This window comes from Polynucleobacter necessarius (assembly GCF_900095185.1).
GTDB lineage: Bacteria > Pseudomonadota > Gammaproteobacteria > Burkholderiales > Burkholderiaceae > Polynucleobacter.
This window is the reverse complement of sequence record NZ_LT606948.1, coordinates 1,036,056-1,058,562: the sequence shown is the minus strand read 5'-3', so window position 1 is coordinate 1,058,562 and position 22,507 is coordinate 1,036,056. Positions and strand designations below refer to the sequence as shown.

The window sequence follows — 22,507 nt, the reverse complement described above, 5'->3', positions numbered from 1 at the left end:
GAATCAGGCAAAATTACTGCATGACTGCAAATTTAGTTGCCAACCCAACACTCAGCATTGTTATCCCCGTTTATAACGAGGAAGATGGTCTCCAGACTCTCTTTGATCGTCTCTATCCAGCATTAGATGCGCTCTCCATTAAGCGCAAGATCACATATGAAATCGTCTTCGTAAACGATGGTAGTAAAGATAGGTCGGCAGGCATTCTATCCAAGCAGGTCGAATTACGCCCCGATGTCACACGCACAATCTTATTTCATAGCAATTTTGGCCAGCACATGGCCATCATGGCGGGTTTTGAATACATCCAAGGTCAATACATCATCACTTTAGATGCTGACCTGCAAAATCCGCCAAAAGAAATTGATGCCTTAACTGAGCAATTATTAAATGGTCATGATTATGTTGGCACCATTCGCGCTGATCGCCAGGATAGCTTTTTCAGAAAATTTGCTTCGCGTGCCATGAATCGTTTGCGTGAGAACATTACTCGAATTACCATGACTGATCAGGGGTGCATGCTACGGGGTTATAGCCGTCGCATTGTTGATTTAGTGCGCCAATGTGATGAGGGGAACACTTTTATTCCTGCCTTGGCATACACCTTTGCTGCCAACCCAGTAGAGATCACTGTCAAACATGAAGAGCGTTTTGCTGGTGAATCTAAATACACCCTGTATCAACTAATTCGCTTGAACTTTGATTTAGTGACTGGCTTTTCAATCATGCCCCTGCAGATCTTCTCAATCTTAGGCATACTCCTATCCCTTGCTGCAGGCTCTCTCTTCGCCTATCTTCTGGTGCGACGCTTTGTTCTGGGCGCCGAGGTAGAGGGAGTCTTCACTCTCTTCGCTTTCACCTTCTTTCTGATTGGCGTTATGTTATTCGGCCTCGGTTTGCTGGGTGAATACATTGGCCGTATCTATCAACAGATCCGCAAGCGCCCTCGCTATGTTGTGCAAACTGTTTTAGAGAAAAAATAATTGCACGCAGTCGTCTTTGCCTATCATGATGTTGGTGTCAATTGCCTCAGCGCACTGATTAATGCCGGCATCAAAATTGATCTAGTAGTGACCCACCAAGATGATCCGAATGAGAATGTTTGGTTTGGAAGTGTGGCAAAAATGTGTGCTGATAGAAAGATTCCATGCATCACTCCAAACGCAAATGAGCTAGGTGAATTAGTGCATAAGCTCCAAGCTCTATCGTCTGACTATATTTTTTCTTTTTACTATCGTTTCATGATTCCGCAAACCATTTTGGCTTGCGCCACAATTGCGGCACTCAATATGCATGGCTCACTGCTGCCCAAGTATCGTGGACGAGCACCCGTCAATTGGGCCATCCTTCATGGTGAAACCGAAACTGGCGCAACTTTGCATGTGATGGACACAAAGCCTGATGCTGGAGATATTGTGGGACAAGCTGCAATCTTGATTGGTCCAGATGAAACCGCTACCGATGTCTTTGAAAAAGTCAGCCAGGCTGCCGTCACAGTCATTGAGCAAGCCCTGCCCACCCTTTTAGAGGGAATAGTCCCACGCAAGCCAAATGAGCTTGAAAAAGGCAGTTATTTTGGCGGTAGAAAGCCTGCAGATGGCCAAATTCATTGGAATCAAACTGCCAAACAGGTGCATGACCTGGTTCGGGCAGTCGCACCCCCATACCCAGGCGCCTTTACTGACTATCAAGGCGCCAGAATGGTTGTCGCCCGCACAAGCCTTCAAGGGCCACTTCCTACCAATCTTGAACTTGGGGTTTGCGGTATCCAAGTGGTTGATAATCGGGTATTCGGCATTTGTGGCGACCGTAAAGCAGTTGAAATCTTGGAATGGTTTCCTGCAAGCCAATAAGCAGTGAATTAAGTAGCAATCAATTAGATTAAAACGAGGCAGTAACAATGAAAAAAGTACTCATTCTTGGTGTTAACGGCTTTATTGGGCACCACCTTTCCAAGCGTATTCTTGAGACAACCGATTGGGATGTCTATGGCATGGATATGCAAAATGACCGCCTTGGTGAATTAGTTAACCATCCACGGATGCACTTTTTTGAGGGTGATATCACCATCAACAAAGAATGGGTTGAATATCACATCCGTAAATGCAATGTCATCTTGCCCTTAGTAGCAATCGCTACTCCAGCAACTTATGTGCAGCAACCACTGAAAGTTTTTGAGCTCGACTTCGAAGCGAATTTACCTATCGCACGTTCAGCTGTGAAATACAAAAAGCACTTGGTATTTCCATCAACATCCGAAGTCTATGGAATGTGTGAAGACAGCGAATTCGATCCAGCAAAATCCAATCTGGTTTACGGCCCCATTAATAAGCCACGCTGGATTTATGCCTGTTCTAAGCAGTTAATAGATCGTGTGATTTGGGGTTACGGTATGGAGGGTTTACGCTTCACCCTTTTCCGCCCCTTTAACTGGATAGGTCCAGGCCTTGACAGTATCTATTCTCCAAAAGAAGGTTCATCTCGTGTGGTGACTCAATTCTTAGGTCATATTGTGCGTGGTGAACCAATTAACTTGGTAGATGGCGGCGCACAAAAGCGCGCCTTTACGTACATCGATGATGGTATCGATGCTTTGATGCGAATCATCGACAATAAAGATGATATTGCTAATGGCAAGATCTATAACATTGGTAATCCAAAAAATAACCATTCTGTTCGCGAACTAGCCAATCAGATGCTGGAGATTGCACGTAGCATTCCTGAGTATGCAAAAACAGTGAATGAAGTAAAGATTATGGAAACTACTTCCGGTGCGTACTACGGCGAAGGCTACCAAGATGTTCAAAATCGCGTGCCAGCGATTGACAATACGATGACTGAATTAAACTGGACACCAACTACTACGATGGCTGATGCGCTCAAGAATATTTTTGAAGCGTATCGCGAAGATGTCGAAAAGGCGCGCTCCTTAGTTGATAAAGAATAAGCGGCATTCGCTTTAAGTATTCATGGCGAAGATTGCTCTCAAGGTTGATGTTGATACTTTACGCGGCTCTAAAGAGGGTGCACCCAACTTAGCTCGAACCCTTGAGCGGTTTGGTGCTAAGGCAACCTTTCTATTTAGTCTAGGACCAGACCACACAGGCTGGGCATTAAAGCGTGTCTTTCGCCCAGGATTTCTGAAAAAAGTGAGTCGCACTTCCGTTGTCGAGCACTATGGCATCAAAACTTTGCTCTACGGCGTACTTCTCCCAGGACCCGATATCGGTAAAAATGCAGCAGCAGAAATGCGCGCGATAGATAAGGCCGGTCATGAGACGGGTATTCATACTTGGGATCATGTTGCATGGCAAGATGCTGTTCGCAATAAGGATGGCTTGTGGACCAAAGCCATGATGCAAAAAAGTTGGGATCGTTTTATTCAGATCGTTGGACACCCTCCAGTCACTTATGGGGCTGCAGGCTGGCAAATGAATGAATCAGCATTTGAACAACTAGATCAATGGGGTATTGCCTATTCATCTGATGGTAGAGCTAAACCTAATCTCATGCCTTATCGTCTAGCGCTACCCTCAGGCAAGACTAAGCATGTGCAATATCCAACTACTCTTCCCACCTTTGACGAGCTTATTGGCATTGACGGTGCGGATGAATTTGGCGCAGTCAAGAAGCTATTAGCAATTACCCAAAGCAATCCGAATGACCAAGTCTTTACCTTGCATGCTGAACTTGAAGGGCAGAAACTCCTACCGGCCTTTGAGCAACTATTGGCCGGATGGCTCAATCAGGGCCATGATTTGGTCACGATGGGAGAGCTCCACAAATCTTGGGAAGCTACCAAGCAACTGGATAAAATAGCTGTAATGCCGCTAACCTGGGGTGAAATCCCCAATCGTAGCGGTGAACTTATCATTCAAGATATTTAGCAATAGAGATCATCAACCAACGAAGGATCATCATGACAGTAGCCATTGGTAAACCTATGCCGCAGTGTGCAGTTCCTGCAACCTCTGGATTAACGTTTTCTCCTGCGTCAGCTAAGGGCAAAAAATTAGTACTGTATTTTTATCCAAAGGATATGACTCCTGGCTGTACCGCTGAGTCTGGTGAATTTAGAGACAATATTGAAGCCTTTACTAAGGCCAATACTCTGGTAGTGGGCGTTTCCCGCGACAGCCTCAAATCCCATGACAGCTTTCGTAGCAAACTACAACTTCCATTTGAATTGGTCGCCGATACCGAAAAAAAGCTTTGTCAACTTTTTGGGGTGATGAAAATGAAAAATATGTACGGAAAGCAAGTTCGTGGCGTAGAACGTAGCACCTTCCTATTTGACTCCTGTGGCACTCTTGTAAAAGAGTGGCGCGGCCTTAAAGTTTCCGGTCATGTGACAGAGGTATTACAAGCTGCCCAAGACACTAAATAATTTTTACAACAATTTACTACTGGGTGCTTGCAAACGACAAAATTTGGGGTAAAGTGATTCATATGCACCGTAAACGACAGGAAAGTCTGACAATCCGTTTGAATCGGAAACCTAAATATTCCAGATCAGGTACGGGGAGTAACCCCCTCCGTTTTTCATAAATTACATCAATCAGTTTCACAATAAAATGTCAACGCACTCCGCTTGGCGGTTTTTTCTTTTAGGAGAGTTCATGCCACTGCCACCTATCCCTACTCAAATTGCTGATCAAGTGAAACTCAGTCGCAAAGATACTCCCGACTTAAAGAAGCGTCCTGCACCAGCAAAACCAGTGGTAGTAGAAGCCATTGATTGGACTAACGATGCAGAGGAAGATTTATCTGAGGCAGAAGTTGCTTTAGAAAAAATTAAGGCAGATCGCAGACCTATCCACAATGAAGGAAAAGTAGTAGCCCCAGCAAAACCAAAGCGTGTAGTTCGTACTGGACCGCCAAGCCTATTTGTCCTCGATACAAATGTTCTGATGCATGATCCAAGTTCATTGTTCCGCTTCTCAGAGCAGCATGCTCTCCACTTACCGATGAGCACTCTCGAGGAAGCTGGACAACCATAAGAAGGGAATGACTGAGGTTGCCCGCAATGCTCGCACAGTCAGCGCAGATCCTTGGATCAACTGATTGCAGGCACAAGCGGAACTCTTGATGAAGGCATCCCATTAAACAAGCTAGGCAATTAAGATGTAACCGCCGGTCATCTCTTTTTTCAAACCAAACTGTCAACCCAAGCACTCCCTGATGGTTTGCCCGAGGGCAAAGAAAGGTGACAACCTAATTTTGGCAATTGTTAGCGAACTACAAAAGACGCGCAAGGGACAAGAGATCGTCTTGGTATCAAAAGATATCAAGATGCGTATTAAGGCTCGTGCACTTGGCCTGCCGGCTGAAGATTATTTTAAGGACCAAGTCCTAGAAGATCGTAACTTGACGTATGCGGGTGTTATGACGTTACCTGCTGACTTTTGGCTAAGCATGGCAAGGACATGGAAAGTTGGGCAGACTCAAAGTCTGGCGCGATGTTCTATCGCGTAACGGGTCCTTCTGTACCGAGCATGCTAGTGAATCAATTTGTCTACCAAGAAAAGCCAGATGGCTCAACACCATTTTATGCGCAGGTAAAAGAAATTAACGGGAGGACTGCTCTTTTGCAAACACTTCGGGATTTCTCTCACCAGAAAAACAACGTGTGGAGTGTTACGGCCCGTAACCGTGAGCAGAACTGTGCTATGAACCTTCTCATGAATCCCGATGTCGATTTGGTGACCCTCTTTGGTCAGACAGGAACTGGTAAAGCCTTACTGGCGTTAGCAGCAGGTCTTGAGCAAGTTTTGGATAGCAAACGCTATAACGAAATCATTATCACTCGCGCCACTGTGCCCGTCGGTGAAGAGATTGGCTTTTTACCTGGCGCTGAAGAAGAGAAAATGCAACATTGGATGGGTGCATTTGATGATAACCTCAAAAGGCTACAACACAATGATGATGGCGCCGGTGAATGGGGTCGTGCCGCCACTCAAGAGCTAATTCGCTCTCGAATTAAAGTAAAGAGTATGAACTTTATGCGTGGCAGAACTTTTGTTAGTAAATGTGTAATCATTGACGAAGCACAACATCTTACGCCGAAACAAATGAAGACCTTAGTAACTCGCGCAGACCCTGGAACAAAGATCGTTTGCTTAGGCAATATCGCCCAGATTGACACCCCTTATTTAATTGAGGGATCTTCGGGCTTAAGTTACGTAGTGGATCGCTTTAAGGGCTGGCATCATGGGGGTCATGTCACTTTAGCTCGTGGTGAGCGTGTGGGTGCACACCACCTTGCGGATCATGCTGCTGACGCACTCTAAGCAAGCCCTCTCATGCCGCACTCTTTTGGGGTGCGGCATTTTTATTTGTAGCCTACTCATTCTCAACGGATGTAGCACCCTCACCAGTAAATCAAGCTCCGCAAAGAGGGTTTCTCAATTCAAACAAGACACCAGCGTTGGCACTGAAGATATTTCTATTGCAGCAGTAGGCTTGGTAGATGTTCTCTATCGCTATGGTGGCAATACCCCAAAGGGTGGCTTTGACTGTAGTGGCTTGATTGTTTATGTCTATAACAAAGCCGCTGGAATTAAACTCCCTCGTACTATTCAGCTAATGAGCGCCAAGGGAAGAAGCATTGAAGGCCAGCCTCCGGCACCAGGGGATTTGGTGTTCTTCAACACCACTGGTGAAAAGTATTCACATGCTGGAATCTATGTGGGACAAGGCAGATTTGTGCATGCCCCCAGCGCTGGTGGTACGGTACGCTTAGATTACATTACCTCACCCTATTGGGCAGCCAAGTTTACTGAGGCGCGTAGGATAACTCCGCAATAAAGCGTTACAGACCAACAGTGTAGGGTTGCCATAACAGTCGTTGAAGCAATCGCTTGGTAAGCCTCTTGACAATAGATGCCATTCAAACCAAGCCTCTCTCAAGCTCAGATCATAATAAATACCCAAATTTGCAGTAGCTCGAACTGAGCGATAGTTATTTATTCATGGCAACATTAAAATCACCATTACCACTCGTAATTAAGTTGCCTACGCTTGCATTCACATCTTTCTCAGCGCCAACACTAACAGCTACATTTGTTTTTTTCATCTAACTTATGATTCCCAAGAAACCCAACAAGTGCAGTGGTAGTGTAATTATTTATGGCGTTATAAGTTAATGGGCTTAGATACGGTGGAGGTTTGAGCTGCAGCATAACCTCCCATACCTCCAACAACATAGCGCATTCCGGCATACGGTGCTAGTAAGCTTTTGTTGCCTATTTGAAATCCGTACTTCAAAACGCCCACTACACCTTGTGTATTTAGGCTAGTTGATCCAGTACCGGCCTCTGACACTCCGATAACAGGGCGAGTTAAGGCTGCTGGTTTATTGTGGCATATCCTGCAGCCAATTTTCCCTCCCATCCAGTCCCATCCAAGTTTTGGCTCCAAATTCCAAATATCCCCACCATAGGGCTTCCGTTATTTAACTGAGCAATTCCACCTGGGGTACTCTGCGTAAGATTTTGGTCTCAGTACCCACCAATTCAAAAATTAGGTGATAAACGATATGCGCCAATATCAAGGCGCGAGTATTGTTATACGGGTAGCTACTCACATCTGTATAGCGCCCACCAGCTGCGACACAAATATTATTACCCCCAAATACTGGGCAATCGTAAGTCATACCATTAATTACGCCTGCTGACTGGATTGCAAATAAACCCTGCAAAGTATTAGCTAGGGAAATTAATGATGCCTGAGTATCAAAAGTAGTTGGTGCAATCAAATAGGAATCCGCCAACAATGCGGCCTTTAGTTCTGCTAAGACTGGGGCAGGGGAAGACTGTGCTGCTCTGGCTGAATTACTAAATCAGTTTGATTAGCGGGGGCACCAGAGCGATGAACTAAAGCCCATACATAGGTGGCCCACCGGACGTAAAGGTTCCGTAAGAGCTTCCTTGTAATTTGTAGGTAAAATCCCAGAATAGGTCACAGGATTGTTGCCGCCCTGTGAGTTAGTAAGACTAGTAATATTTCCAGTATTAGAAATACCAAAGGAATTGGTTCCCGAAGTAGTCATCGCTCCTGTATTTTCTATAGTTACCAAACCAATACCCGAGGTTTGAATACCATGCGCCGAAGAACCAGACGTAGTAATAGTCCCATATTGACGATGGAATTAATAACGCTACCACTTGATGACCCAGAGATAAGACGCATGCCTGCGGCATTCGAACCAACATTACTCAGGGTATTTGCGGTAGAGCTTGCATTGGTAGCACTGACATAGATACCAGCGGCATTTCCACCAGCAGTAATGATTTGACCACCACTTAAGTTATTCAAGCTGTTTCCTCCAGCTTGAGGCCGCCCATTAGCACCAGCAGAAATTCCATAGTCATTAAAGAAGGAGCTCGTATTTAGAGTCCCCGAGTTATTAACCGTTGCATTACTTCCCAAACCAATTGTCGAACCAACAACAATATAGGTAGTTCCCGAGTTGATGGTTACCGATACACCATTACCTTGAGTTATATTAGTAGGAGAAATGACGCCTGCTGTTGCCACTGTCTCAGCAGTTATGGCGCTTGTATTAACCGGCATACATATAATATTTTCACCGCCAGTAGGCGTATAGGTATACCCTACCAGAAAGTGTAGGGGTCGAGGAGGTGTTATTGGTACCAGTTAAGATACATTTAGCATTGCTCTGCGCAAATGCAAATTTCGAAACTAGCACGAATGTAGCGAAGGCCGCTGCAAATACTATTAATACATTCTGCATTTTAAATACTGAATTAACTTTTTTATTTTAGTATTCAGCATTATTGAAAATTATTTATTTACTTTTTATTACGTACCACTGATAAATGACAATATATTTTATAACCTTTAACCTTTAACCTTTAACCTTTAACCTTTAACCTTTAACCTTTAACCTTTAACCTTTAACCTTTATAGTTACAGCAGCAACGGACATTGGCCTAAGAATTTTGGCTGCGATTGCATTTTGGGTAATTGGACGCTGACTCGTTGGACTTACCTTAAGCCTCATCCACAAAGGTCTAGAGCAGCAAAAATTAGACCCAACAATCTTGCGTTACGTTGGCTCAGTAGTTTCGGTAACCTTGAATATTCTTCTGGTTGTAGGAATTCTAAGTTACTTTGGTATTCAAACAACCAGCTTTGCTGCTCTGATTGCTACTGCAAGTGTTGCTATTGGAGCAGCCTGGGCAGGCCTCCTCTCTAACTTTGCTGCAGGAGTATTTGTGATTGTATTGCGCCCATTTAAAGTTGGTGATTTCATTACTGCAGGAGGCGTGACTGGAACAGTAAAAGAAATTGGTCCTTTCTCTTCCACCATTTACACTCCAGATAATGTTGCCACGATGATTGGCAATACCAAGATTTTGGGTGATACCATCCAAAACTTTAGCAACAGTCCATACCGCCGCGTTGACCTCAAATGCCAACTCTCTGGTGCGGCCGATCAAAATGCGGCTATGGCCTTATTACGGGAAAAGATTGCAGCCATTCCAAATGTCTTGCCTGATCCAGCAGTTGAGGTCAATATCTTGGAGTTCAACTTAGTTGGCCCTGTCTTGGCCGTACGCCCCTATTGCAACAACGATTACTACTGGCAAGTCTATTTTGATATCAACCGAGTGATAAGCGAGGCCCTCACAGTCGCAGGCTTTCCAGCACCGGTTGCCTCTCAGAATATGATTATGAAACAATCGTAATATTGAGGAACCGTTTTACCTGTTGTGCACATTATTTTGAGAAGTAAATCCAATTACCAAGGAACATGAACATGAACATGAACATGAACATGAAAAAGATTATAGCTTGATTGAGTATTGCACTAAGTTTTGCGCTGCCAACATCTGCGTTTGCTGATCAAGCCGCCTGCGAAGCTAAGGCAGTGAGTAAAGATAGCAAACCACTTTATGGTGCTGCAAAAGATGCTTCTATTAAGAAATGTATGAGTGGTAAATAAGATTATTAAATTAATCCGCCTTATTAAATAAAAAGGCTCGCATTGCGAGGCTTTTTATTAATTCAATCATGTGCTCTTCAATTAGAACGGCTCGTATCCTCCAGAAGAGTAGCCAATTGATCCCATGGCCAAGTTATCAAACTTAGTATACGGACCCTGCCAACTCAAGCGCACTGTGCCAATAGGGCCGTTACGTTGCTTCCCAATGATGATTTCAGCGACACCTTTGTCAGTAGTGGTATCTGGGTGGTATACCTCATCACGGTAGATGAACATAATTAAGTCAGCGTCCTGCTCGATAGCACCGGATTCTCGTAAATCTGACATGATGGGCCGCTTATTTGGGCGCTGTTCCAAACCACGATTTAACTGAGATAAGGCCACAACTGGACATTGCAATTCTTTTGCAAGTGACTTCAGTGAGCGCGAGATTGCTGAAATCTCGGTTGCACGATTTTCAGATCCAGAACCACTCATTAACTGTAAATAGTCGATCACAACGAGGCCGAGCGTACCGCCAAAGTTTCTCGCAATGCGGCGTGCACGAGCGCGCAACTCTAGGCTTGATAAAGAGCCGGTCTCATCAATCAAAATTTGGGTATTACTGAGACGTGCAATTGCATCAGTAACACGCGGCCATTCATCGTCTTGCAGTTTACCGGTACGCATCCGGCTCTGATCAACGCGCCCAACCGACCCTAAAAGACGAGATGCCAATTGCTCACCAGACATCTCCATGGAGAACACTACGACAGGCAAGCCTTCCGCCAAAGCAACGTTCTCAGCAATATTTAACGCAAAAGCCGTTTTACCCATTGAGGGGCGGCCTGCAACAATGACTAAATCACCTTTTTGCAGTCCGCTTGTTTGCTTATCCAAATCCAGAAAGCCAGTTGCAATGCCAGTAATATCACTGCCGCCTTGACGGTTGTATAGCTCATCAATACGAGCTACAACCGTCTTTAGCAATGGCTCAATCTCAAGGTAGTCAGCCTTGCGACTACCTTCTTCACCGATTTGTAGAATGCGTGACTCAGCTTCATCCAATAACGTTCTTACAGTTCGCCCTTCAGGAACGAATGCGGAATTCACAATGCTGTCGGAAACTTCAATTAAACGACGCAAAATACTGCGATCACGAACAATATCGGCATAGCCTTTAATATTGGCAGCACTCGGAGTATTTTGTGCTAGTGAATTTAAGTAGTCAATGCTGACTAAATCTCCACCCTGCTCTGATTTAACTGCATCGTAAGCAGTAATGATGTCAGCAGGATGATTGTCACTAATGAGACGAGCTATAACCTTATAGATCAAAGCATGCTCAGGACGATAGAAATCTGTATCATTTAAAATCCCACCTAGGTTATCCCAAGCGGAGTTATCGATCAGTAGACCACCGAGCAAAGACTGCTCGGCTTCTACAGAATGCGGCGGAACTTTTAAGGCCTGCACAACCGCATCCCCTGAACCCATCATGCCAGGATTCAGCGTAACGGAACGTGAACGACGGGATTCAGCCATGAGACCAGCGAGGTTCCTAGAACCTAAGAATTAAAACTTAAGCGTGCTCACCAACTACACGAATCATGACATCTGCAACAACGTCGGTATGAACAGCAACTGCTACAGGATGATCACCAACCATTTTCAATGGGCCAGTAGGCATACGGATTGCGGCTTTCTCAATCGTAAAACCTTTAGCTTTTAAAGCGTCAGCAATGTCATGATTGGTTACAGAACCAAACAAGCGACCATCAACACCTGCCTTTTGATCGATTTCGAGAACCAAGTCTTTAAGCTTAACGCCAACCGCTTCAGCAGCAGCCAATTTTTCAGCAGCCAATTTTTCCAACTCAGCACGACGAGTTGCGAAATCAGCAATCGCCGCCTCTGTAGCACGACGAGCTTTGCGTTGAGGAATTAAGAAATTACGAGCGTAACCATCTTTAACGCGAACGACGTCGCCAAGGTTGCCCAAGTTAATAACTTTTTCTAAAAGAATAATTTGCATTGAGGGCTCCTAATTATTTCTTATGTTGATCGGAGAATGGCAACAAGGCCAAGAAACGGGCACGTTTGATAGCAGTGTCTAATTGACGTTGATATTTTGCTTTTGTGCCAGTCAAACGAGCTGGAGTAATCTTGGCGTTTTCACCAATAAAGTCCTTCAATGTATCTACATCTTTGTAGTCGATTTGTTCTACACCAGCAACAGTAAAACGGCAATAACGCTTACGCTTGAACAGTGGGTTCTGAGCAGGTTTCTTTTTGAAATCGGGTTTCTTTCCAAACGCCATGATGATTTCCTCTTTAATTTTTCAATTGAATATGGGTAATATGGAAAACAAGTCTTTGATTATGTAGAGTCTTGGGTGCTAAGAATCCCTCAAACACTGCCTCAGCACCTAAATCCATTCGCTCCAGATCCTTTTGTATCGGACCGATCGTGATGGCTTCAACGTTCATCTGAATTTTCCTTGCAACCCCTACCTCGTATGCCTGGCCACTATGTTCTAGCTGGCAATGCATCACCGGTATTCCTGCTGGTGTAAATCGAATCGCGTCTTTAGATACCAAGATTGCAGTGAGGGTGAAATGATTCAACGCCGCTCCGCTTCTCTGATAGATTCTCTAGTCTGTGAATTCCTCTTCAAATTTTTCACTTAGACTGTCGCTACAGGAGCGTCAGCTTGGGCTGATTTGCGTGCTTCTTCGCGTTGCCCTTCTTTCATCATGATGGAAGGCTCTGTTTCAGCTTTCTTAGTCTTGATGATGAGGTGACGCAAAACAGCATCGTTAAATTTGAACGCATGCTCGAGCTCTTCCAGAGTCTTCTGGTTGCACTCAATATTCATGCAAACGTAATGGGCTTTAGCAAGCTTGTCGATCATGTAAGCCATCTGACGACGCCCCCAGTCTTCCATGCGATGGATTTTGCCGCCCGCAGCTGCTAATGTAGCTTTGTAGCGATCGATCATCGCTGGCACTTGCTCGCTTTGGTCCGGATGGACGATAAAGATGATTTCATAATGACGCATCAAACACTCCTTAAGGATAAAGTCACCTGGGCGTCTTGCTAAGTTCTGATGGTTGTGAACTCAGCGCCAGTGTGACAAGGTAGTAACAAATTATAGGTAATGCTAACAACACTTTTAACAACCACTTTTCAGCGCTTACCGGATAACAGGCAAGATCGCTATTCTAGCAAAAACAATCCTGCCAAGTCAGGGATGTACCTGCCGTTTGAGCCTGTTTTTCAGCATTCAGGGCTAATTGGAGCACAATTCTGGCTCAGGGAGCGGAAAGACTGCCCGAAGCTAAACATCCAGAAATATCCTTTTCGAGCAAGTCAGGCGAGACTTCTCCTGCACCGGTTCTCGAAGTACGAACTAGGGCAATCCCATGCTTTACAGCCGCCAGTAGCGAGTCTTTCCAGGCATCATGAAGTCCACTACGTACCAGCAAGAACTAAGCCCTTTACTTTAGAGCTCAGCCAATGAGTAACAGTCTCAAAGCGAGCACCTGCATGGCTCGTCAATATCTCTACCCATCCATGGCCATTCGTTTTTTTTTGGAACTGGCACATCCTCGTTCCAGAGAGCTAGAACTGCTTTTACGCCCGATAGCCAAGAAGGATTAATTAACAACCCCTACTGTGCACCGCTTGGGGAAGCCTGAATAGGGGCATTCAGAGCGCTGCCATAACGCTTTGGTAAGTCCATTACCAAGCATCTCCCCTGCTATCGATAACAGCATAGACACCTCCAGGATAATTATCGATTGGAGTAGAGACCCAGCGAATAGCATCTAAAAGATTGGATAGGCCATCAGCATGTGGTGCATTTGCTGGCAACATGGCACCGGTAAAAATGACTCGCTTGCCTAAATTTTGAGCATATTTCCCGCAGATAAGCTACAGGAAACGCCTGCCTCTTCAATAGCATCCGTTCCGTGAGTGATCACTACGCCTATATCCATTGGATTACCTAGGGCTTCCCTCACAGATTGACCTATAATGGTCATTAGGGGTTCAGTGAGATTGCGGCTGTTGATATTGGCCAGCTTCATATTCCATTGGCCTATATGAGATGGATTGGCCGCCAAACCTGCAATCGTGCCACCCATACCCAAAACCAAGATACGGGGTAAATGTTGAGCATTCTGTGCAGTTATGCTCATGCCCTATTACCCCCCCCTTAAATTGCTTGATCTATCAAATGCTGTTGTATACAATCCCAGTATGGACATAAATACAGTCGATTTTCCAGAGGAGCTGACTGCCCTCCCCAAGCTCACTCCACGTCAGAATGAGATTTTAGCGTTAATCACCAAAGCCATCGATGAAAGTGGACTTCCACCGACACGTGCTGAAATTGCAACTCAATTAGGATTTGCATCCGCTAATGCTGCCGAGGAACATCTGCGCGCTCTAGCAAAAAAAGGTTATATCGAGTTAACTCCTGGGACTTCGCGCGGCATTCGCATGCTACAACGATTTAATCAATCGCATCACAGCAATAAGCATCGTCAACTATCTCGCCCTTCGGGCGCATTACAACAACTTACACTGCCTTTGATTGGACGAGTTGCTGCTGGATCTCCAATCATGGCAATAGAACATATTGAGAAACAAGTTCTGATTGATTCCACCGTATTTAGCACAGGTGCAGATTACTTACTAAAAGTAAAGGGTATGAGCATGCGCGATGCTGGAATTTTAGATGGCGATTATCTGGCTGTTAGAATAACAACTGAAGTTCGTAATGGTGATATCGTTGTTGCGCGTCTTGATGATGAGGTAACAGTTAAACGATGGCAACAAAAGAAAACTGCTAATGGCATGGTCATTGAACTTCAAGCAGAAAACCCAGACTTCACAAATATTCTGGTAGACAGTCGTCAACCCAACCTTGCAATTGAAGGGCAGGCGGTCGGCTTAATTAGAGCTGCAGTACTGTAATCACCAGTACTTATAAAGCAAAAACCCTCTTTATAGAGGCCTTTTTTATTCAGTTCGATGCTAAAAACGCATTACTTGCGAATTGGGGCAACCACGTTTGCGTTCTTCGGCGATGAAGTAACGATGATGACTGATTTAGGCCCACCAATAGATTCATCAATAATTTCTATCGTAGCTGTTCTATCAGCCTTTGTAAAAACCAAGATACTGGTTTTTGCTTTTACCGCAGTCACTGTTGTCCAACCACTTTTTGGATACTCAGACTGGAAGAATGCGTAAACATCAGTTGCACCTTGCAGTGCATTTACCACTGCTCTTCCAACCCACTCATTACCGCGACCAATGATGATGGATGCACGGCCCGCAAGACGCGCGCCCTGCGGCAAAGGCATATCACCCAAAAGCTGAGTCTGTACTTCCTGAATTTCTTCTGCTGTTCCAGTAGGTGAATCCCCTGAACTGGCACAGGCACCCAAAAGTGCCACTAAAAATAATGTAAGGGCACTGACTTTAAGGGTTTGCGTTGTGATCATTTGTGCTTTGTTTGATTAGAGTAACTGACGCTTTTAATTACATTAGTTAAAAGTATTTTAGAGGATACGCCTAATTCGTCAAGACAAATTACTGGAGGCGCGTGAGGGAATCGAACCCCCGTACGAAGCTTTGCAGGCTCCTGCCTAACCGCTCGGCCAACGCGCCATACTTTTGAATCAAAAATGGGAAGCTTTTAAAGGCTTCCCATCGAACTTGGAGCGGGAAAGGAGGTTCGAACTCCCGACCTATACCTTGGCAAGGTATCGCTCTACCAGCTGAGCTATTCCCGCATAACAGGGCAGTAGTTTAACAAACAATCGGAGAGAAAGCACTTTTTCTGGTAAAACTTAAACTCTGTGGGAATTGAATTCCCCACAGAGGCTTAGCTGGCGGACTTTCAAAGAGTTAGTCGATTTTTCCAGCAAGCTGCGGCAAGGCCTTTTTCATGTAATAGAACATTGACCAAAGCGTCAAAAAAGCGGCAATCCAAATTAACCAAGTTCCTATTTGCGCGCAATTTAACCAACCAAATACAGTGTCATTGATTAGTAAAAAAGGGATAGCGACTAATTGAGCGGTTGTTTTTAGCTTACCAACCACATAAACGGCGACACTTTTTCCAGCGCCCAATAAAGCCATCCACTCTCTGAGAGCTGAGATGGTAATTTCACGACCAATAATAATGAGCGCTACCCAGACCTGTACACGATCCATATTTAAGAGCACTAGTAGAGCTGCCGCCACAATTAATTTGTCAGCCACGGGATCTAAAAACCGACCAAATGCAGACTCTTGCTTTAAACGACGCGCTAAAAATCCATCCAACCAATCGGTAATCGCTGCAAAGATAAAAATGATTGCTGCTACGAGATTCTTCTCAAATGGGGTGAACCAAGCATTTGGTAGATAAAAAACTGCCACCAACAACGGAATGGCTGCAACACGCAACCAGGTTAGAGCAATAGGTAGATTAAAGGGCATCTAATAAGCATAAACCAAGAACACCCTTGACCCTAATGAAGCTGACGATATATCTGCTCGGCAAGGGTCAATGAGACCCCCTCAACACTCGCTATCTCCTCAATACTTGCGTTGGCAACCCCTCTAAGACCTCCAAATCGAGCCAATAACTTTTGACGACGTTTAGCCCCGATACTTTCGATCTCCTCTAGGCGTGAAATAGTTCTGGCTTTGGCACGCTTAGCACGCATACCGGTAATGGCAAAGCGGTGTGCCTCATCTCGTATCTGCGCAAGCAATAACAGAGCAGCGCTATCAATACCCAGCTCTAAGGCTGGACGGCCATCCGCGAAGATCAAGGTCTCTAAACCTACTTTGCGCACCTCTCCTTTAGCAACACCAACAATCATGCCTACGTCCATACCAAATTCAGCAAGAACTTGTCTTGCCATTTCCACTTGACCTTTACCGCCATCAATCAAAATTACTTGAGGAATTTTTTCTATTGGTAACTCTTGAAAGTTGGCATAACGTCTTTGTAAAACCTGCCGCATTGCTGCATAGTCGTCACCAGGCGTAATGTCATTGATGTTAAAGCGTCGGTACTCACTCGATTGCATCGCATTTTTAGCATAGACCACACAAGATGCTTGGGTCGCCTCTCCAGAGGTGTGGCTAATATCAAAACATTCAATACGCAATTGCTCAAGACTTTCCAACTCAAGACTCAAGATATCAGCTAAGGCGCGCGTTCTTGCGAGCGGTCCACCTGTCTCGACCAAACGTTTGGTTAAGGCAATCTTGGCATTACCTTCTGCCATTGCAAGCCAATGACGTCTGTGACCCTGGGGTTGATGCAAGAAGGTAATTTTTCTACCTGCTTGCGCATTAAGCAATGCATGCAAACCTTCAGGGGGTAATTCATTATGCTGAGTACGGTCGTCATTTATAGTCTGCAGCGCATGATTGAGAACTAATACAGGCGGAATTAAATTGGTTACGGCCTCATCCGCATGCTCCTCTAAATAATGTTGAGCAATAAATGCTTCTAATATTTCTGCTGGTAATGGGAGCTCTCCCGAGATAGTTCGCAAACCTTGAGGAAAGTAAACTCTATCACCTAAGTGTCTTCCACCGCGAACCATTGCCCAGTTAACACAAATCAAACCCTCCATTTGCGCAACAGCAATAATATCCACATCTCCCGCCCCTTCAGCTACTGCATCCATTGACTGTTGCTGCAGCACGCTAGATAAGTCGGCAATACGCTCACGCAAAACAGCAGCCATCTCAAATTCCATTGCATCGCTATGCTTATGCATTTCTTTTGCTAGCTCGGATAGCACCTGGTTATGGTCACCCTCTAAAAAACGAGAAGCCTGTGCCACGTCTTGCCCATACTGCTCAACACTAAGACGGCCAACGCAGGGAGCGCTACAACGATGGATCTGATGCAAAAGACAGGGGCGACTGCGATTCTTAAATACGGAATCTTCGCAAGTTCTTAAGCGAAAAACTTTCTGAAGAATTTGCACGCTATTGCGGACTGCCCAACTGTTTGGAAATGGACCGAAGTAATGATTACGCTTATCCACCTTACCGCGATAAGATGTCAGTCTTGGAAATTGATGTCCCGTTAACATTACATAAGGGTATGACTTATCATCTCTAAATAAAATATTGAAGGGTGGAGCCATCTCTTTGATGAGATTGTTCTCGAGAATAAGAGCCTCGGTTTCGGTTCGTGTTACCGTTGTTTCGTAGCGAGCAATCTTGCCGACCATCAACTCTATCCGCGGGGATAACTGAGTCCGTTGAAAATAACTAGAGACTCGCTTTTTAAGGTTACGCGCTTTGCCAACATACAAAATATGTCCCGATTCATCAAAAAAGCGATATACCCCCGGCAATCCGGGTAACCGTTTAACATCCTGCTGAAGGGTTTCAAAAAGCGAATGACTCATGCGTTGGGATATTTTCTGCCAAATCGTCGATAACTATGGTGATGCCGGTGTTTGCTGGCGTCTAGCCCGAAGCTTATCAAGCATTCATGGGCAAGACGCCCGCATTTTTTGTGATGATCTGCCAACCCTCAATTTACTCGCATCCGGGGTTGACCCAACAATTAGACAAAAGATTGACTTACAACCCTGGGAATCCAGCTTTATTAACGCCAGGCATCCTGTTCAAGCACCTGATGTCGTCATTGAGGTATTTGGTTGTGATTTGCCAGAGTGCTACCTTACTGGCCTATTTATCGCACCTGTCAAACCAATCATTCTCAACTTAGAGTACTTAAGTGCGGAACCTTGGATAACTGAGTGTCATGGCAAAGCCTCGCCTCAATCCCATGGCATACCTAAGTATTTTTTCTTTCCCGGCTTTCAAGATGAAGTTGGTGGATTGTTATTGGATCCGATCCCTAAAGAGGGTCCGCTTACTGAAAATCAGATCCCAAAGGACTTAACAGCGGCTTGGTCGAAATTGCGTCCTACTGCAAAACGCATTAGCGTTTTCTGCTACCCAGGCGCGCCTCTAAAAAAATGGCTTGAAAGCTTAAGTCACTTGGGTGAAGATGTTGATGTCTTACTAACGCATGGACATGCCGAGCAATTAAATTTGCATGGAGAGCAGTCGCTATCTCTACCAAACAGTCTCCAATTACTGTCCATACCATTTGTCACTCAAGATGAATATGACTGGGTCTTAGCGCAGTGCGACTTGAATATCGTCCGCGGAGAAGATTCTTTTGTAAGAGCGCAGTTAGCAGGCAAACCCTTTATTTGGCACATTTACCCACAAGTAGATCGCGCCCATGAAGTGAAATTAGCAGCATTTCTTGATCTATATCTTGAGAATGCAAGCCAAGCATTAAAGCTTGTCACAATTGCCGCCATGGCCTGGGCGATGCCGAGCGAATGGTTCAACAAGCTAGAGATTTGGCATTTACATGCCAAACACTGGCGGACCCATTTACTTGAAAAACATGAGGATGGTGGCTTGCCAGCGCGTTTAATCAGTTTTCTCACCTAATCCCAAACAATAAAGGCTTGCAGGCGGTTACAATTTTGTTTTTGATAAATCCGCAGAAAAATAGCTCTGCCCCCAGGAATAGCAATATGAAAACAGCACAAGAACTCCGCATTGGCAACGTAGTCATGATTGGCACCGATGCCATGGTTGTTTTAAAAGCCGAATATAGCCGCTCTGGCCGCAACTCTTCAGTTGTGAAAATGAAATTTAAGAACTTATTAACCGGCGCACCAAACGAATGCGTCTTCAAAGCTGATGACAAGTTTGATGTGGTAATTCTCGACAAAAAAGAGTGCATTTACTCTTACTTTGCGGATCCAATGTACGTTTTCATGGATTCTGATTACAACCAGTATGAAGTAGAAGCAGAGTTTATGGGTGATGCATTGAACTACCTCGAGGAAAGCATGCCTTGTGAAGTAGTGTTCTATGAAGGTAAAGCACTTTCAGTGGCAATGCCGAACTCACTAGTTCGTGAAATCATCTATACAGAACCAGCAGTCAAAGGGGATACCAGTTCAGGTAAGGTTCTCAAAAATGCAAAGCTAGCTACTGGCTATGAATTGCAAGTACCCTTGTTCTGCAACACTGGTGACAAGATTGAGATCGATACTCGCACTGGCGAATACCGTAGCCGTGCTAACTAATAAAGCTCGCGCAGATCATCAAAGCCCGGCATGCCGGGCTTTTTTATTTCCCGAGCACAAACCATACCCACTTCCCCACACAGTTGCCGGCTTAATATTGCTGATCTTCATTAATTAATCGACTGTGTTCGCCGCTGTTACGGTGACAGCTATCCAAATAAGGTCATGTATGACATTGACCAACTAGAAGAAATGATTCAAATCAAGCTGATGCATTCAGTAGTTGCAAAAACCGATGACGGCCAAATTGTTGGACACTGCGCCCTGACGTTTGATGGCCCCCATAATATTTCGCCTGAAGCCGGAAAGATGATGGTTGACCCAAACTTCAGGGGTCAACATATTCTGAAATGATGGCCAAAATGCGAATTGAAATCGCTCAAGCACTATCTTTACCTGGATTTTGAACCGAATGCGTAATAAATCATCCGTATAGCCAACATGAAATGATTGCCTGTAACGCAAAGGAGGCAGGTTGATTTATTGGAGACACTCCTGCAAGCCTTTCCATGAAAGGCTTAGACCATCATCCGGATACTAGAATGTCATTACTGGTTTTTTATTTGCAATTCAATGATCGCCCGCACACCATCTACATACCCTCGCAACATGCTGAACATACAAAATCACTAGTGCTTGCTTTAAATCTACAACGAAATATCGTAGTAACTAATATTGCAGCAATCGTCAAGACAACTTTTCATACCGTTATTAATTCAAGTATTCAGACTGCAAATATTGCAATAGATCAGATCGGCAGCGACTTAATTTCTGCAGTAAAAGATGAGCTCATCAAGCTTGAAACCCTAAATCTAGTATCTATATATTTAGACATCCCAATTGAACAACATGTCGCAGCAAATGCTTATCTTGAATTAGAAAGCATTGGTTTTTTTGAGGATCCTGGATGCCTTATTTTTCTAATAAGGGTGACGTCTTAAGATTGCAAAAAATATATCAGCCAGTCAAAGGAGACACCATCGTTTGTGCATGAGAACAAGGCGAGGCCATGAAGAATTATGTTATTTCAGAATGGCAAAGGATTACCCAACAATCATAAAACTCTTTAAATCAAATCTAATTGCTCCAATAATCCCTTAGCGTGCTGGTACCGGGGCTCGGTTTGGAGCTCTTGCCAATTTAATTCTTAGCTTTTGATATTTTTAACTTACTTAACAATTGATCGGCAAGATCTAAACGATTGCAAATCAGAACTGCATCGCAACCAGCGTTTAGGGCCATCTCTGCGCCCTTCACCACCGATCCTGCCACGCTCGTCGCACCCTCCTCCACATCGAAAGATCGTCACTGAAGATGACACCCCCTCAAAACCAAGCTATGGTTTGGCATCATCATGCAAAATTTCTTTCAGACTGCGTTCATCTACTGGTATAGCAACATGCGAGTCAGCTTCAGCCCACCCATGACCAGGAAAATGTTTACCGCAGTTTAGCCATCCCAGCAAGCAGTAAGCCCTCATTCAGACTCTTTGCCAAGGCACAAACAATTTGTGGATCACGACTAAAAGATCTATCACCAATGACACTACTACGATCAAAATCCAAATCTAACACTGGCGTAAAACTAAAATCCACCCCACAAGCGCGCAACTCAGATACCAGCACATAGCCGAATCAGCAGCCATAGCAATTGCTGCTGATTCGGCAGGATGTTGGGATTTACTCTTGGCACCCCAAGGCTCACCAAGCCTGCGCATTGCAGGCAAGTGGGTAAAGCCATCTGTCTTAGCGCGTTGCACTCGACCGCCTTCGTGGTCTATCGAAATTAAAACATCGGGGCGAGGCTTTTTAATGGCGGAAATTAATTTGATTAGCAAAGTTTCTACCAAACAAAATCACACCACCAGTCAGTGAGTGCAGGATACGACGGCGATCCTCAGCATTGAGATCTAGGCCAACTATATCTAAAGTGATCGGTCCAGGGGACTGCATCATCTTGCTCATTTCTTCCTCTTATTTTTGCGTAACAATGACGTGTGCTATCGCCATATCCTGCTCATCACTCACAGTGACATGAGCTTCCCAATTGTTATCCTGCATAAATTGAGCCAACTTACCTAAATAGGATGTTACTGGTTTACCGCTTGACTCATTCAAAGTCTGGAGTGAGTGCCACGTCATTGGCATTCTCATGTCAAGCCCAATCGCTTTAGAGAAAGCCTCCTTTGCGGCAAAGCGGGTTGCCAAGAATGCAATACCCCGTTTGTGATGTCTGGCGAGGCGATGCTGAAATACCAACATCTCATCTGATCCTAGAATCTTTTCTGCTAAACGGCCATTAGTACGATCGTAAGCCGCTTGTAAGCGCTTGATCTGCAAGATGTCAGTTCCGATGCCGATGATCATATTAATTGAAATAATATCTTGCTATTATGAATAC

General features: G+C 44.7%; 25 protein-coding genes, 2 tRNA genes and 4 pseudogenes. 14 read left to right on the top strand and 17 right to left on the bottom strand.

The features are described from left to right. Positions 1 to 20: 20 nt before the first annotated feature. The 7 genes and pseudogenes from DXE31_RS06070 to DXE31_RS06040 all read left to right on the top strand — a co-directional run. Complete coding sequence (locus DXE31_RS06070) at positions 21 to 983, top strand: glycosyltransferase (protein ID WP_114698185.1); 963 nt, start codon at positions 21 to 23, stop codon at positions 981 to 983. Then, complete coding sequence (locus DXE31_RS06065; protein ID WP_114698184.1) at positions 984 to 1,853, top strand: formyltransferase; 870 nt, start codon at positions 984 to 986, stop codon at positions 1,851 to 1,853. It begins immediately after the preceding gene. A 47-nt stretch (positions 1,854 to 1,900) separates the two neighbouring features. Then, positions 1,901 to 2,947: a bifunctional UDP-4-keto-pentose/UDP-xylose synthase gene (locus DXE31_RS06060; RefSeq protein WP_114698183.1), complete on the top strand. Its 1,047-nt coding sequence runs from the start codon at positions 1,901 to 1,903 to the stop codon at positions 2,945 to 2,947. A gap of 22 nt (positions 2,948 to 2,969) precedes the next feature. Then, positions 2,970 to 3,887, top strand: a complete 918-nt coding sequence (locus DXE31_RS06055) for a polysaccharide deacetylase family protein (protein ID WP_114698182.1) — start codon at positions 2,970 to 2,972, stop codon at positions 3,885 to 3,887. A gap of 32 nt (positions 3,888 to 3,919) precedes the next feature. Beyond that, positions 3,920 to 4,387, top strand: coding sequence for a peroxiredoxin (locus tag DXE31_RS06050; protein WP_114698181.1), 468 nt, complete (start codon positions 3,920 to 3,922; stop codon positions 4,385 to 4,387). 232 nt (positions 4,388 to 4,619) lie between these two features. Then, positions 4,620 to 6,290: pseudogene (locus DXE31_RS06045) on the top strand (PhoH family protein). A gap of 127 nt (positions 6,291 to 6,417) precedes the next feature. Next, a pseudogene (locus tag DXE31_RS06040) lies at positions 6,418 to 6,801 on the top strand (C40 family peptidase); the annotation flags it as partial. 333 nt (positions 6,802 to 7,134) lie between these two features. Here DXE31_RS06040 and DXE31_RS06035 read toward each other — a convergent pair. The 3 genes from DXE31_RS06035 to DXE31_RS06025 all read right to left on the bottom strand — a co-directional run bounded on the left by DXE31_RS06035 (position 7,135) and on the right by DXE31_RS06025 (position 8,574). Next, positions 7,135 to 7,392 (bottom strand): hypothetical protein, encoded by a 258-nt coding sequence (locus DXE31_RS06035; RefSeq protein ID WP_114698179.1) that lies wholly within the window; start codon positions 7,390 to 7,392, stop codon positions 7,135 to 7,137. Between the two features lie 61 nt (positions 7,393 to 7,453). After that, the gene (locus DXE31_RS06030) at positions 7,454 to 7,771 is read right to left on the bottom strand and encodes a hypothetical protein (RefSeq protein WP_114698178.1); all 318 of its coding nucleotides are present in this window, start codon (positions 7,769 to 7,771) and stop codon (positions 7,454 to 7,456) included. A gap of 299 nt (positions 7,772 to 8,070) precedes the next feature. Continuing rightward, a complete protein-coding gene (locus DXE31_RS06025; protein WP_114698177.1) occupies positions 8,071 to 8,574 on the bottom strand; it encodes a hypothetical protein in 504 nt (167 codons plus the stop codon). 353 nt (positions 8,575 to 8,927) lie between these two features. On the opposite strand from DXE31_RS06025, the pseudogene DXE31_RS06020 reads away from it, so the two are divergent. Together DXE31_RS06020 and DXE31_RS09750 are read left to right on the top strand one after the other, a co-directional pair. Further along, positions 8,928 to 9,713, top strand: a pseudogene (locus tag DXE31_RS06020) (mechanosensitive ion channel family protein). A gap of 110 nt (positions 9,714 to 9,823) precedes the next feature. After that, positions 9,824 to 9,970 carry a hypothetical protein gene (locus tag DXE31_RS09750; RefSeq protein WP_162785475.1) on the top strand — a complete coding sequence of 49 codons (147 nt, stop codon included), beginning with the start codon at positions 9,824 to 9,826 and terminating at the stop codon, positions 9,968 to 9,970. 81 nt (positions 9,971 to 10,051) lie between these two features. Here the strand turns inward: DXE31_RS09750 and dnaB are convergent, their stop codons facing one another. The 7 genes from dnaB to DXE31_RS12075 form a co-directional block, all read right to left on the bottom strand. Continuing rightward, the gene (gene dnaB, locus DXE31_RS06015; protein WP_114698670.1) at positions 10,052 to 11,449 is read right to left on the bottom strand and encodes a replicative DNA helicase; all 1,398 of its coding nucleotides are present in this window, start codon (positions 11,447 to 11,449) and stop codon (positions 10,052 to 10,054) included. 82 nt (positions 11,450 to 11,531) lie between these two features. Then, on the bottom strand, positions 11,532 to 11,984 hold the full coding sequence (gene rplI, locus DXE31_RS06010) for a 50S ribosomal protein L9 (protein ID WP_114698176.1): 453 nt from the start codon (positions 11,982 to 11,984) through the stop codon (positions 11,532 to 11,534). 13 nt (positions 11,985 to 11,997) lie between these two features. Next, on the bottom strand, positions 11,998 to 12,270 hold the full coding sequence (rpsR, locus tag DXE31_RS06005; protein WP_076022861.1) for a 30S ribosomal protein S18: 273 nt from the start codon (positions 12,268 to 12,270) through the stop codon (positions 11,998 to 12,000). 13 nt (positions 12,271 to 12,283) lie between these two features. After that, on the bottom strand, positions 12,284 to 12,577 hold the full coding sequence (gene priB / locus DXE31_RS06000) for a primosomal replication protein N (RefSeq protein WP_114698175.1): 294 nt from the start codon (positions 12,575 to 12,577) through the stop codon (positions 12,284 to 12,286). 59 nt (positions 12,578 to 12,636) lie between these two features. Continuing rightward, the gene (rpsF, locus tag DXE31_RS05995; RefSeq protein WP_114698174.1) at positions 12,637 to 13,011 is read right to left on the bottom strand and encodes a 30S ribosomal protein S6; all 375 of its coding nucleotides are present in this window, start codon (positions 13,009 to 13,011) and stop codon (positions 12,637 to 12,639) included. Between the two features lie 683 nt (positions 13,012 to 13,694). Next, a complete protein-coding gene (locus DXE31_RS12080; protein ID WP_197712160.1) occupies positions 13,695 to 13,829 on the bottom strand; it encodes a hypothetical protein in 135 nt (44 codons plus the stop codon). 26 nt (positions 13,830 to 13,855) lie between these two features. Then, positions 13,856 to 14,152, bottom strand: coding sequence for an asparaginase domain-containing protein (locus DXE31_RS12075; protein WP_197712159.1), 297 nt, complete (start codon positions 14,150 to 14,152; stop codon positions 13,856 to 13,858). Between the two features lie 61 nt (positions 14,153 to 14,213). Here DXE31_RS12075 and lexA point away from each other — a divergent pair, with 61 nt between their 5' ends. Continuing rightward, positions 14,214 to 14,933: a transcriptional repressor LexA gene (lexA, locus tag DXE31_RS05985; RefSeq protein ID WP_114698669.1), complete on the top strand. Its 720-nt coding sequence runs from the start codon at positions 14,214 to 14,216 to the stop codon at positions 14,931 to 14,933. A gap of 71 nt (positions 14,934 to 15,004) precedes the next feature. On the opposite strand, the gene DXE31_RS05980 is transcribed toward lexA, so the two are convergent. The 5 genes from DXE31_RS05980 to uvrC form a co-directional block, all read right to left on the bottom strand. Beyond that, entirely contained in the window at positions 15,005 to 15,466 is a 462-nt protein-coding gene (locus DXE31_RS05980) for a hypothetical protein (RefSeq protein ID WP_114698173.1), read from the bottom strand. Between the two features lie 92 nt (positions 15,467 to 15,558). Beyond that, positions 15,559 to 15,632, bottom strand: a tRNA-Cys gene (locus DXE31_RS05975). 49 nt (positions 15,633 to 15,681) lie between these two features. Then, positions 15,682 to 15,757 (bottom strand) — tRNA-Gly (locus tag DXE31_RS05970). 115 nt (positions 15,758 to 15,872) lie between these two features. Then, positions 15,873 to 16,448 (bottom strand): CDP-diacylglycerol--glycerol-3-phosphate 3-phosphatidyltransferase, encoded by a 576-nt coding sequence (gene pgsA, locus DXE31_RS05965; RefSeq protein ID WP_114698172.1) that lies wholly within the window; start codon positions 16,446 to 16,448, stop codon positions 15,873 to 15,875. Between the two features lie 32 nt (positions 16,449 to 16,480). Further along, positions 16,481 to 18,391 (bottom strand): excinuclease ABC subunit UvrC, encoded by a 1,911-nt coding sequence (gene uvrC / locus DXE31_RS05960; protein ID WP_114698171.1) that lies wholly within the window; start codon positions 18,389 to 18,391, stop codon positions 16,481 to 16,483. Here uvrC and earP point away from each other — a divergent pair. From earP to DXE31_RS05940, 4 genes are all read left to right on the top strand, one after another. Then, positions 18,390 to 19,460, top strand: a complete 1,071-nt coding sequence (gene earP / locus DXE31_RS05955; RefSeq protein WP_114698170.1) for an elongation factor P maturation arginine rhamnosyltransferase EarP — start codon at positions 18,390 to 18,392, stop codon at positions 19,458 to 19,460. The genes uvrC and earP overlap by 2 nt on opposite strands. Before the next feature lie 86 nt (positions 19,461 to 19,546). Next, positions 19,547 to 20,107 carry an elongation factor P gene (gene efp, locus DXE31_RS05950; RefSeq protein ID WP_114698169.1) on the top strand — a complete coding sequence of 187 codons (561 nt, stop codon included), beginning with the start codon at positions 19,547 to 19,549 and terminating at the stop codon, positions 20,105 to 20,107. A 117-nt stretch (positions 20,108 to 20,224) separates the two neighbouring features. Next, a complete protein-coding gene (locus DXE31_RS05945; protein ID WP_331852036.1) occupies positions 20,225 to 20,461 on the top strand; it encodes a GNAT family N-acetyltransferase in 237 nt (78 codons plus the stop codon). 155 nt (positions 20,462 to 20,616) lie between these two features. After that, positions 20,617 to 21,048, top strand: a complete 432-nt coding sequence (locus DXE31_RS05940; RefSeq protein WP_114698167.1) for a hypothetical protein — start codon at positions 20,617 to 20,619, stop codon at positions 21,046 to 21,048. Between the two features lie 125 nt (positions 21,049 to 21,173). Here the strand turns inward: DXE31_RS05940 and nagZ are convergent. Both nagZ and acpS read right to left on the bottom strand, forming a co-directional pair. Then, positions 21,174 to 22,059, bottom strand: a pseudogene (gene nagZ / locus DXE31_RS05935) (beta-N-acetylhexosaminidase). 21 nt (positions 22,060 to 22,080) lie between these two features. Next, a complete protein-coding gene (gene acpS, locus DXE31_RS05930) occupies positions 22,081 to 22,473 on the bottom strand; it encodes a holo-ACP synthase (protein WP_114698166.1) in 393 nt (130 codons plus the stop codon). Positions 22,474 to 22,507 lie beyond the last annotated feature (34 nt).

Bases quoted from the DNA above. Each gene is read 5' to 3' on its own strand.
- DXE31_RS06070 (WP_114698185.1), top strand. From the start codon at position 21: ATGACTGCAAATTTAGTTGCCAACCCAACACTCAGCATTGTTATCCCC.
- DXE31_RS06060 (WP_114698183.1), top strand. From the start codon at position 1,901: ATGAAAAAAGTACTCATTCTTGGTGTTAACGGCTTTATTGGGCACCAC.
- DXE31_RS06055 (WP_114698182.1), top strand. From the start codon at position 2,970: ATGGCGAAGATTGCTCTCAAGGTTGATGTTGATACTTTACGCGGCTCT.
- DXE31_RS06050 (WP_114698181.1), top strand. From the start codon at position 3,920: ATGACAGTAGCCATTGGTAAACCTATGCCGCAGTGTGCAGTTCCTGCA.
- DXE31_RS06035 (WP_114698179.1), bottom strand. From the start codon at position 7,392: ATGGGAGGGAAAATTGGCTGCAGGATATGCCACAATAAACCAGCAGCC.
- DXE31_RS06025 (WP_114698177.1), bottom strand. From the start codon at position 8,574: ATGCCGGTTAATACAAGCGCCATAACTGCTGAGACAGTGGCAACAGCA.
- dnaB (WP_114698670.1), bottom strand. From the start codon at position 11,449: ATGATGGGTTCAGGGGATGCGGTTGTGCAGGCCTTAAAAGTTCCGCCG.
- rplI (WP_114698176.1), bottom strand. From the start codon at position 11,984: ATGCAAATTATTCTTTTAGAAAAAGTTATTAACTTGGGCAACCTTGGC.
- rpsR (WP_076022861.1), bottom strand. From the start codon at position 12,270: ATGGCGTTTGGAAAGAAACCCGATTTCAAAAAGAAACCTGCTCAGAAC.
- rpsF (WP_114698174.1), bottom strand. From the start codon at position 13,011: ATGCGTCATTATGAAATCATCTTTATCGTCCATCCGGACCAAAGCGAG.
- DXE31_RS12080 (WP_197712160.1), bottom strand. From the start codon at position 13,829: ATGTTGCCAGCAAATGCACCACATGCTGATGGCCTATCCAATCTTTTA.
- DXE31_RS12075 (WP_197712159.1), bottom strand. From the start codon at position 14,152: ATGAGCATAACTGCACAGAATGCTCAACATTTACCCCGTATCTTGGTT.
- lexA (WP_114698669.1), top strand. From the start codon at position 14,214: ATGGACATAAATACAGTCGATTTTCCAGAGGAGCTGACTGCCCTCCCC.
- DXE31_RS05980 (WP_114698173.1), bottom strand. From the start codon at position 15,466: ATGATCACAACGCAAACCCTTAAAGTCAGTGCCCTTACATTATTTTTA.
- pgsA (WP_114698172.1), bottom strand. From the start codon at position 16,448: ATGCCCTTTAATCTACCTATTGCTCTAACCTGGTTGCGTGTTGCAGCC.
- earP (WP_114698170.1), top strand. From the start codon at position 18,390: ATGCGTTGGGATATTTTCTGCCAAATCGTCGATAACTATGGTGATGCC.
- uvrC (WP_114698171.1), bottom strand. From the start codon at position 18,391: ATGAGTCATTCGCTTTTTGAAACCCTTCAGCAGGATGTTAAACGGTTA.
- efp (WP_114698169.1), top strand. From the start codon at position 19,547: ATGAAAACAGCACAAGAACTCCGCATTGGCAACGTAGTCATGATTGGC.
- DXE31_RS05940 (WP_114698167.1), top strand. From the start codon at position 20,617: ATGAAAGGCTTAGACCATCATCCGGATACTAGAATGTCATTACTGGTT.
- acpS (WP_114698166.1), bottom strand. From the start codon at position 22,473: ATGATCATCGGCATCGGAACTGACATCTTGCAGATCAAGCGCTTACAA.